The organism is Mesorhizobium sp. P2_D6 (assembly GCF_056404315.1).
Genome location: NZ_JBFUEG010000044.1, coordinates 1 through 8,563, shown reverse-complemented (window position 1 = coordinate 8,563; position 8,563 = coordinate 1). Strand labels below are relative to the sequence as shown.

The window sequence follows — 8,563 nt, the reverse complement described above, 5'->3', positions numbered from 1 at the left end:
CAGCCTGACCACGGCAGGAATGATGATTGTGTCTGCTCTCTGCGCGCTGGCTATCGGCTTTGTCTTCCACGGTCCGCTCTGGCTGTTCGTCTTGATCGCCGTCGTCTGGGGCATCTCAGTCATCGGTGATTCCGCGCAATTCTCCGCGGCGGTGACGGAGCTTGGCGACAGGCGCTTTGTCGGTACAGCGCTGTCAGTCCAACTCGGGCTCGGCTTTGCGCTTACGGTGCTTGTCATCGGATTGACCCCGCGCGTGGCGGCCTTGCTTGGTGGCTGGCGTTGGGCATTCTTGTTTCTAGCGCCTGGACCGTTGATCGGTGCCGCGGCGATGCTTGGCCTGCGGCGACTACCTGTTTCCATAAGGATGGCCGGCGGAAGGCGGTAGACTTCATCCCTTCTAGACTAAATCCGTGAGGAGAGGTTGCTGCGTGAGGCATTTTCCGCGCGGCGAGAGGGTGTCGAATTGCCCTGACGCCGGATTTGTTGTCTAGATCGGTGGAGTTCACGACTGGTTGACAATCACCGGGCGCGCGGCTGCCAGCTTGCAAGAATAACCTCGGTTGCCAACTGTTGTCGCGGGCCGTTTGTGAGGACTGGTAGAGGGAGAGAAACCGACATCCAACCTTCTCCAGGAGAACATGCGTTCCGCCGGTAGCTCGACCCTTCGAACGCTTTCCGGCGTCTCCCTCAGCCAAAACCCACCGCCCGGGCGGATCATCGTTTCGGGAATGCGCAAACGTGAAATGACCGAAAATCGCTAGCCCCACGGATTCATACCAGCTGAAGCACAGGCTCTGCCTCTTGGAACGATTGGGATCGAGAAGTGTTCTAATGGCGACGGGACACGTCTCAAGGAATTCCAAAAACCATGAACTACAAACGACAGATAATCTCGGGGACCGCGAAACAATTAACGCAAGGCTTTCCAATCGAGCTTTCCTGTCGATGTACGGGGCAGAGATTTTCTATACTCGAAAATTCGTGGAATCTTGTACGACGATAAGTTCTCCTTGCACCATGCGGTCAATTTTGCAGAAGCATCCTCCTCAGGTCTGCCCGGCTTCAGCACGACCAGAGCCTTGACCGACTGTCCGCGCCGTTCGTCCTCGATGCCAAGCACGCCCGCGTCGGCGACATCGGCATGCGACATCAGCACCTTCTCGATCTCGGCAGGCCAGACTTTGAACCCGGAGATGTTGATCATCCGTTTGCGGCGATCGGTGATGAAGAAGAAGCCGTCGGCATCCACATGGCCTATGTCGCCTGTCATAAAGAGCTTCTTCCCATTGCGATGCATATAGGTGGCCTCCGTTTCCGATGGCCGGCCGAAATATCCGCTGAACAGTTGCGGCGAGGCGATAGCAAGCTCTCCGTCGACGCCGGTCTTGCAAGGTTCTCCTGTGTCAAGTGAGACGATACTCGCTTCAACGCCCTCGAGCGGGAGGCCGATCGATCCCGGCTTCGGCGCAGCGCGCGGATTCATGTGCGTCGCCGCCATGGTTTCAGTCATGCCGAACCCCTCGATATAGTGCAGGCCGGTGACAGCATAGACCCGCTCGTGCAGGGAAACTGGCATGGCAGCACCACCGCCACCCAGGAACTTCAGACTCGATAGGTCGAATCTTGCGATACTTGTCGCTTCGACAAAATCTTTCATCATGGTCGCGATGTTGCGCCAACACGTGACCTTGTGACGCTCGATCAACTTTGCGGCGATCTCCGGATCCCACCGCCCTGCAAGGACAAGCGCCGCGCCCGCTGCGATCGGCACGTTCATAGAGCTTTGCATGCCGGTGACGTGGTAAAGCGGAAGGCTTACCAGAGCGACATCATCCGACGTGATAGCGCTGGCCTTGCGTGTGCTTGCGATAGCGCGCTGGATCCCGCCATGCAGGTGTGCGCACCCTTTCGGATCGCCTGTGGTGCCCGAGGTATAGACGATCAGCGCAAGGTCATGACTTTGCACCCCTCGCTTTGCAGGCATCTCTCCGCAATCTGTGGCCCGCTCGAAGGATTCCCACTGCTGTCCGGCGGGGCCGACATTTAATCGGTTGGTTTCTGGGGCCCCAACAATCAATCCACCGCGCAGGCATTCAATCGGCCCCGCCACCAAGAGTGACGCCTGAGCGCCGTATGTGACCGCGAGTCCTGGCCTCGCATCAGCCAGGATCTGCTGCACTTCGCGCGCCGTCTTTCTCGGATTTATGGGAACGACGACGCCGCCGGCTCGCAGCACAGCATAATAGGAAACGATGAATTCCAGCTCGTTCTCGAGGATAAGCAGCACTAACTCGCCGCGCGCCAGCGACAATGTGGATTGCAGGAACGCGGCCACCGCATTTGCCAATTGATCGAGTTCTTCATAGGTAACGACACGATCGTCGATGAAGACGGCGGGCTTTGTGGGATATCGTTCGGCTGAAGCGCTGAGGTTGGTGTCAATGGGGTGGGCTGCGAAACTCATGAGGATCGACCCGTGCTCGTCTCTGTTCCACGTGACAGGTTGGCGGAGGATTCAGGAAATCAGTTCGCCTCCGTCCGCGATGATGACCTGCCCCGTTACATAGGCGCTGGCATCGGACGCCAGAAACAGAGCAACCCCGGCAATGTCTTCTGGCGTTCCTATCCGACGAAGTGGCGTGCGATTTTCGATTTTCTCCAGCCGTTCCGGATCTTCCCACAGTTCCCGCGCGAACTCCGTCTTGATGAGGCCGGGCGCTATGGAATTGACGCGAATACCTTTCGGACCCCACTCAACCGCCAAGTTGCGCGTCAGTTGGATCAGCGCAGCCTTCGAAACCCCATAGGCACCGATGCCCTCAGTACCGCGCAGGGCGGCAATGCTCGAAATCATTATCACCGATCCGCCTCCAGCGTTTGCGATATGAGGAAGCGCCGCCTTGCACAGCCAGAGATTGCCCTGCAGGTTGGTGGCAAAGATCTTTTCAAAAGCAGAGTCTTCAATGTCGGTGAGAGATCCGAAGAAGGGGCTGGAAGCCGCGCAGCCGACGACAATGTCCAGACGGCCGTACTGACTAATGGCTCTATTGACCAGTTGTTCGACCTGATCTCTTTTGCTCATGTTACAAGGTTGGGAAATCGCTTCGATCCCTTGCATCTTGAGGTGTCTGAGACCTGCCTCACAATTCTCCTTCTTGCGGCTTGAGATGACAATTTTGGCTCCGGCTTGCCCAAAAGCTTGGGCTATCGCCAAGCCGATGCCCCTTGTCGATCCGGTGATGATCGCCACCTTATTATTTGGAATCTCGAACATCGACCTTCCTGGTAAGCCGTCGAGCAGGATGCACGCGTGGAGGCATTCACGTCAAACATAAGCGGTCAATGTGATCGGCGAGATAGGCCGCGTCCTGGCCGACGAAGGGAAGAATGGCTGACCGCCACGTGTGCATCCAGTGCAGTCCGAGGAAATAGACTCCGGGGCAGGCGGTTATGCCGCGCTGTTGGATTGGAACGCCATTGGCATCGGTCACCGGCAGCTTCAACCAGTCGAAGCTATAGCCATACCCAGTTGCCCAAATGACGTTACCGATGTTTTCTTGGCGCAGGTTCAGTCTGCGGATGCCATCGACACGGGCAGGCGCCAGTGGCGCCGATGTCTCCTTTTGATGGAGTTCGGAAGTCATTGTGGCCGCCAGCGCATCCGCCACCTCGATGAAACCAGCATGGCTCTTGTCGGCTGCGGCCAGCAACTCGCCGGCGTCGCCAGCGAGCATCAGCATGCCATCGCTTATACCCAACACGCGTCCGACAAGCGTCGCACCCGCAAGGCCGAGGCTACGTGGGTCGAGGTCGTATCCCCCATCCACACCCGTTATGACGATGGGCGGAGGATATCTCCTGCCTGGAAAGGTGTCGATGTCCACATCGAAGCGGCCCAAGTTTTCGTACCACCAGATGACATCCTTGCCGCGATAACGCCGGGGCACGCGGGCATGGCGGCTGATCGCCAGAAATACCCGCCTGCCGCTGCGCAGAAGTTCGTCGGCAATCTGACAGCCGGAGTTGCCGCTGCCCACTACCAGTACGGGACCCGGCGGAAGACTTTCCGGACTGCGGTAGCGGATGGCGTCGATCTGATAAATGGATTTCGGCACAGCGCAGCTATAGTCTGGGATTAGGGGACGCTGGAACGGACCGGTGGCGATGACAACATGCCGTGCCCGGACCTCGCCACATGAAGTTTCAAGGACATACTCGCCGGTGTTTTCATCAGGACTGAGTTTGGTAACGTCAACGCCAGTGCGGAGCGGGGCCGCGATTTCTGCCGCATAGTCGGCGACGAAGCGCAAGATTTCCGAATGATGAACAAACCCATCCGGGTCGGATCCCGCATAAGGCTTTCCTGGCAATCTTAGATATGAGTTCGGCAGTAGGAAGCGCAGCGAATCCCAGCGTTCGGTCCTCCATCGCTCGGCGATTCGCCGCCGCTCCAGCACGATGTGCTCGCGGCCACGTTGGCGTAAATGGTAGCTCATGGCTAACCCCGCCTGTCCGCCGCCGACGACGACAGTATCGTGTTTCTCCAGCATAGAGTTCGCTCACACGAATCGCAGCTTCTACTTTGGGCGCCGACCCCCTTGGATTTGCCAGATGATCTCAGATTTCATGACGGAAGGTAATAGTTTTCCGCGCCGCTCTCAGTCACCGCCGAAAGCGCCGACATTGATCACACGAAGCTGTCACTCGAAGGTGGACACGTTCGGGAAGCAGCGCTACCAGGGGCCGGGCTGATGGGTAGTGGGCGAGCGCACCTGTTCCGGCTAGGCGCGTGGTAGCAGTTTCCGCATGATGAACGATGCATGGCCTTCTGCGCCGTGCGAGGCTGCCCTGCGATCGACTACTTCAAAACCATGCTTGCGGTAAAAGGCCATCGCGCGGTCGTTTCCCTCGAGTACTTCGAGGGCAATGCTGCGGATTCCCGATTGGGCGGCAATGACAGCGTGCAAAATATCAGAAGCTAGCCCAGTGCCGTACTCGCTTTGATCGATGTGGAGCCGGCCAAGGATGACGTTGCCAGGTTCATCCGTCTCGGTCATCGCATAGCCAGCGATCGAGCCGTCTGTCCGTTCTGCCACGAACGACATTTTGTTGGCGTCCGTCAGTTCCGAAGCGATCCGCTGTGGCGAGTGATATTCATCCGAAATCCGGGCCGTAGCTTCCGCGCCGATGATTGGCGAGTAGGTCCTGCGCCAAGACTCGCCCATGAGCCGCGATACCAACGGCACGTCCTGTACAGTCATGGCTCTGATTTGCGGCATAGGCAACCTCCCGGCCGGACCACTTATAGCGTAGCGTCAGCTACTGGCTGTGAGTGCGAGCCCACCGATCATTCACAATGCCTTCCTCATCCGCAACAGCGGCACGCCCGCTCCGCCTCTGTTGTCTACGACTTCTTCAACCGCCTCAAATCCGCAGGCCCGATAGAGCGGTTCGCCGGCCATCGTTGCCATAAGCTCGACACTTGTGAAGCCCTCCCCGCGAGCGGCGTCCTCGCACAGCGCGAGAATTAGACGACCCACGCCTCGGCGGATGAAGCTGGGATGCGTATACATGGCACGCACACGCGCAGCGTCTTTCCTCGGGTCAAGCAGCGCTGCATCGCGCCCGGGTGAACGGTCGCCGCCGTAGAGGGTTGCGCGCCGACTCCATCCGCCGCACCCGGCCAAGACGCCATTTTGCTCCACAATGAAATATGTCCCATCGTCAACGAGTTGCGTATCGAGCCCCATGATTGCTCGGCTCGAACAGATCTGCTCCGCTGTGAGGAACGGCTTCTGAAGCTCGCCGATGGCTGCATTCATCAGTATACCCAGCGCCGGCATATCGGCACGTGTCGCCAACCGATGGTCTAGGCTGATCCTCGGCATTCTTCGGCAAGTCCCAGTGCAAACCGATTTTGAAGTTAGCACAAGATCGTCACAATGCTGGGAAAAACCTAAGGCATGGCCAGGGTCGATGCTTCGCCCTTCGCCGCCGCCTGATGCCCACTATGAGTCCGCACCTTTTGACGGATGCGACAGGCGACGGGGGCGCCGCGCCGGGGGAACTTGTGGTTCGGTATAATTGTGCCGAACTATTTCGACAATATCTGGCGACTTTCATCACTGTGATTGTTTCTACCCGAGAGGTGCAAGAGCAAGGCGCCGGAACCTGCGGAAAGAATTTCGGTCGCCATCAACTTTCATGCGGACAAGGGTTCCCTCGTAGCAATCGATAAGGAAGGCTGCGACATCGCTGGCATCAGGGTCCGGATCGACTTCGCCCGCGTCCTGGGCCTCTTCCAGCAATTCGCGCAGCTGTGCCTCCCAGCGGGAGAACACCCCTGCAAGCCTTGCCCTGAACTCCGGGCTGCGCGCCGCTGCGGTCTGGCTCAGGACCCCGAAAAGACATCCCCCGAGAGGCGCTTCGCTCATGTGGAGACGCTCGACCGCATCGAAATAGTTGCGAAGCCGTTGCAGGGGGCTATAGGAATTGTCTTGGAAGATATCCGCGCGCATATTCACGTAATGACGCTCATAGGCGCGTCCAGAACCGAGCCGGCAAATTCTTCTTTACTCTTAAAGAAATAATAACCGCGCTGCGCGCTGTCATCCACTTCTTATCGGTGCTTGGCTTCTTCGTCGCGGCCGGACTCATGCCACTTGCGACCGTTACCACTCTTTACTCCACGTCGCCGCTGATCGGCGTGCTGCTCGCCGCTATCCTGCTTGGCGAACGCATCCGTAGGTTCCACTGGATTGCCATTCTGCTCGGTTTTGTAGGCGCGGTCATCGCTGCCAATCCTGCAGGCGATGTCAGTCCAGTTCCTTCTCTCATCGCTTTGGGAGCTGGCCTGCTGTGGGCGACTGCTGTGGTCTTCACCCGGAAAGGTGGCGCGCGCGAAAGTTCGGACGTTCAACTTTTCACCACTGGCATCGTCTTCATGCTGCTGAGCGCCCGGTTCACCAGATGGCAGATCCCTTCAACACTGTTCGACAGTGCACTCATGCTTGCTCTTGGCGTCCAAATCTATCTGGCGCAGCTGTGTTTCTTCGAAGCCTGCCGATTCGCGCCGGCATCGCTTGTGGGTCCGTTGGAATATTCTACTGTAATCTGGGCATGCCTTTTTGGCATCCTGATATTCTCAGAGTGGCCCTCACCGCCCATTGTCCTTGGCGGCCTTTTGGTCATCATCAGTGGCGTTGCTTTGGCCGTCAGCCTGCGAAAGGTCTCGGACGCAAAGTACGGGGCGGTGTCGACCGCCCAGACGAGCTTGCCGCCTCCGGTCCAAAGCCCATGAGGCGCCCATCACAGAAGCAGGGTTAAATGTTTGCCCACCGAACAGGCGCGCTGTCGGGATTTAGTGACGGAACCGGTAGACGCGTGCCAGTCTATTCGGCACGATCATCAACTCGTCCGCAGTTCGGAAACCCGCATCGCGGCCCATGCCAATCCAAGTAGCGGCCGTCTCGGCATAATCTGATGCGCGGCAGTGACTCTCAAAGGCGGCGAACTCCTCGTCAGAAACCTCCGCCCACTCCGGTCGTACCTGATGAAATCGCGCCAGCCAACCTTCGCGATCCTCGCCTTCAAGAAGCGTTGGCTCCCAGATCATGAAAAGACCGCCTGGTGACAGCAGGTCGCGGATTTTGCGCATAAGGGTGCCCTTATCCCGCGCAAGAAGATGGTGCAGTGACTGACCAATCCATACAACGTCAACCGGCCCTTCCCAGCGATCGATGGCCGCCACAAAATCTTCGCACCGCAGTTGGACCGGACAGGTGAGAGGAGCAAGCGCTGCCTTCGCAACATCAAGCGACTGCTGGGATATGTCGACGCCGATATAGTGGGTGACCTTGCTGCCGGTGAGTGCGGCTGCTGAACCAGTGGCCGTGCCGCAGGCCAGATCGGCAAAGACGAAGCCGTCAGAAACCTCATCTGACAGAACTCGGCGTAGCGTTTCGTAGACCTCACTGTGAGCCATGTAGTTCGCCGCGACCACCTTTTGGTATGTTGCAAGGCCTTTTTCGAATAACGCCTGGTCGGACTTCATGGCCCCTCCTCACGACGAACAATTTCGCATATTGCGTCTAGGAAATTGGATCCGAGGTTGCTGTTATATTAGTGGCATCTTAAGGATTGTCCGCCTTTTGCCAAGGGCCGTCAATCTTCCCCGTCGAGCGCCCAGATGGCTTCTCTGCATGGTCAAGCCGTGGTTGGTCAGGCGCCGAACAATGGAATGGCAGCCTAATAATTTCACGATCCCGGGAGTTTGCGTCTACCGACGAAATGGGAATGCATTCGGCCGGCGAAGGGAACTGTGTCTCACCAAGCCCGTTGTGAAATGGCAAGGTGCCGCGTTCGGCTAACGGTTGCAATCAGTTAAGTCGAACGCGGCGTGCATCAACACTTAACGCACAAAGGAAACGTAACATGCTCCGCAAACTCTTGGCTACCACAGCAATAGCCACGCTCCTCACAGCCGGTGTGTGGGCCACGGGAGCCACAGCCGAAGATGCTACAAAGCCCGCCGCAACGACGACAACAACTGCGGCGCCTGCGA

At 58.1% G+C, this 8,563-nt stretch carries 8 protein-coding genes and 1 pseudogene; 2 read left to right on the top strand and 7 right to left on the bottom strand.

Annotation, left to right across the window (positions count from 1 at the left end; all coding sequences use genetic code 11):
* Positions 1-385: pseudogene (locus AC1D1L_RS33065) on the top strand (MFS transporter); the annotation flags it as partial.
* Positions 386-910: 525 nt separating this feature from the next.
* Here the strand turns inward: AC1D1L_RS33065 and AC1D1L_RS33060 are convergent.
* From AC1D1L_RS33060 to AC1D1L_RS33035, 6 genes are all read right to left on the bottom strand, one after another.
* Positions 911-2,464, bottom strand: coding sequence for an AMP-binding protein (locus tag AC1D1L_RS33060; protein WP_477345663.1), 1,554 nt, complete (start codon positions 2,462-2,464; stop codon positions 911-913).
* A 51-nt stretch (positions 2,465-2,515) separates the two neighbouring features.
* Positions 2,516-3,274, bottom strand: coding sequence for an SDR family NAD(P)-dependent oxidoreductase (locus AC1D1L_RS33055; protein ID WP_477345661.1), 759 nt, complete (start codon positions 3,272-3,274; stop codon positions 2,516-2,518).
* Between the two features lie 46 nt (positions 3,275-3,320).
* Positions 3,321-4,550: a flavin-containing monooxygenase gene (locus AC1D1L_RS33050; RefSeq protein ID WP_477345659.1), complete on the bottom strand. Its 1,230-nt coding sequence runs from the start codon at positions 4,548-4,550 to the stop codon at positions 3,321-3,323.
* A gap of 231 nt (positions 4,551-4,781) precedes the next feature.
* Positions 4,782-5,279 (bottom strand): N-acetyltransferase family protein, encoded by a 498-nt coding sequence (locus tag AC1D1L_RS33045; protein WP_477345658.1) that lies wholly within the window; start codon positions 5,277-5,279, stop codon positions 4,782-4,784.
* A gap of 72 nt (positions 5,280-5,351) precedes the next feature.
* Positions 5,352-5,822, bottom strand: a complete 471-nt coding sequence (locus AC1D1L_RS33040; RefSeq protein ID WP_477345657.1) for a GNAT family N-acetyltransferase — start codon at positions 5,820-5,822, stop codon at positions 5,352-5,354.
* 315 nt (positions 5,823-6,137) lie between these two features.
* Positions 6,138-6,518 (bottom strand): TetR family transcriptional regulator C-terminal domain-containing protein, encoded by a 381-nt coding sequence (locus AC1D1L_RS33035; RefSeq protein WP_477345667.1) that lies wholly within the window; start codon positions 6,516-6,518, stop codon positions 6,138-6,140.
* Here AC1D1L_RS33035 and AC1D1L_RS33030 point away from each other — a divergent pair.
* The gene (locus AC1D1L_RS33030; protein ID WP_477345665.1) at positions 6,410-7,300 is read left to right on the top strand and encodes a DMT family transporter; all 891 of its coding nucleotides are present in this window, start codon (positions 6,410-6,412) and stop codon (positions 7,298-7,300) included. The two genes, AC1D1L_RS33035 and AC1D1L_RS33030, sit on opposite strands and share 109 nt — an antisense overlap.
* A 60-nt stretch (positions 7,301-7,360) precedes the next feature.
* On the opposite strand, the gene AC1D1L_RS33025 is transcribed toward AC1D1L_RS33030, so the two are convergent.
* Positions 7,361-8,053 (bottom strand): class I SAM-dependent methyltransferase, encoded by a 693-nt coding sequence (locus AC1D1L_RS33025; RefSeq protein ID WP_477345655.1) that lies wholly within the window; start codon positions 8,051-8,053, stop codon positions 7,361-7,363.
* Between the last annotated feature and the right edge of the window lie 510 nt (positions 8,054-8,563).

Coding starts and splice junctions, on each gene's coding strand:
- AC1D1L_RS33060 (WP_477345663.1), bottom strand. CDS start 2,464: ATGAGTTTCGCAGCCCACCCCATTGACACCAACCTCAGCGCTTCAGCC.
- AC1D1L_RS33055 (WP_477345661.1), bottom strand. CDS start 3,274: ATGTTCGAGATTCCAAATAATAAGGTGGCGATCATCACCGGATCGACA.
- AC1D1L_RS33050 (WP_477345659.1), bottom strand. CDS start 4,550: ATGCTGGAGAAACACGATACTGTCGTCGTCGGCGGCGGACAGGCGGGG.
- AC1D1L_RS33045 (WP_477345658.1), bottom strand. CDS start 5,279: ATGCCGCAAATCAGAGCCATGACTGTACAGGACGTGCCGTTGGTATCG.
- AC1D1L_RS33040 (WP_477345657.1), bottom strand. CDS start 5,822: ATGAATGCAGCCATCGGCGAGCTTCAGAAGCCGTTCCTCACAGCGGAG.
- AC1D1L_RS33035 (WP_477345667.1), bottom strand. CDS start 6,518: ATGCGCGCGGATATCTTCCAAGACAATTCCTATAGCCCCCTGCAACGG.
- AC1D1L_RS33025 (WP_477345655.1), bottom strand. CDS start 8,053: ATGAAGTCCGACCAGGCGTTATTCGAAAAAGGCCTTGCAACATACCAA.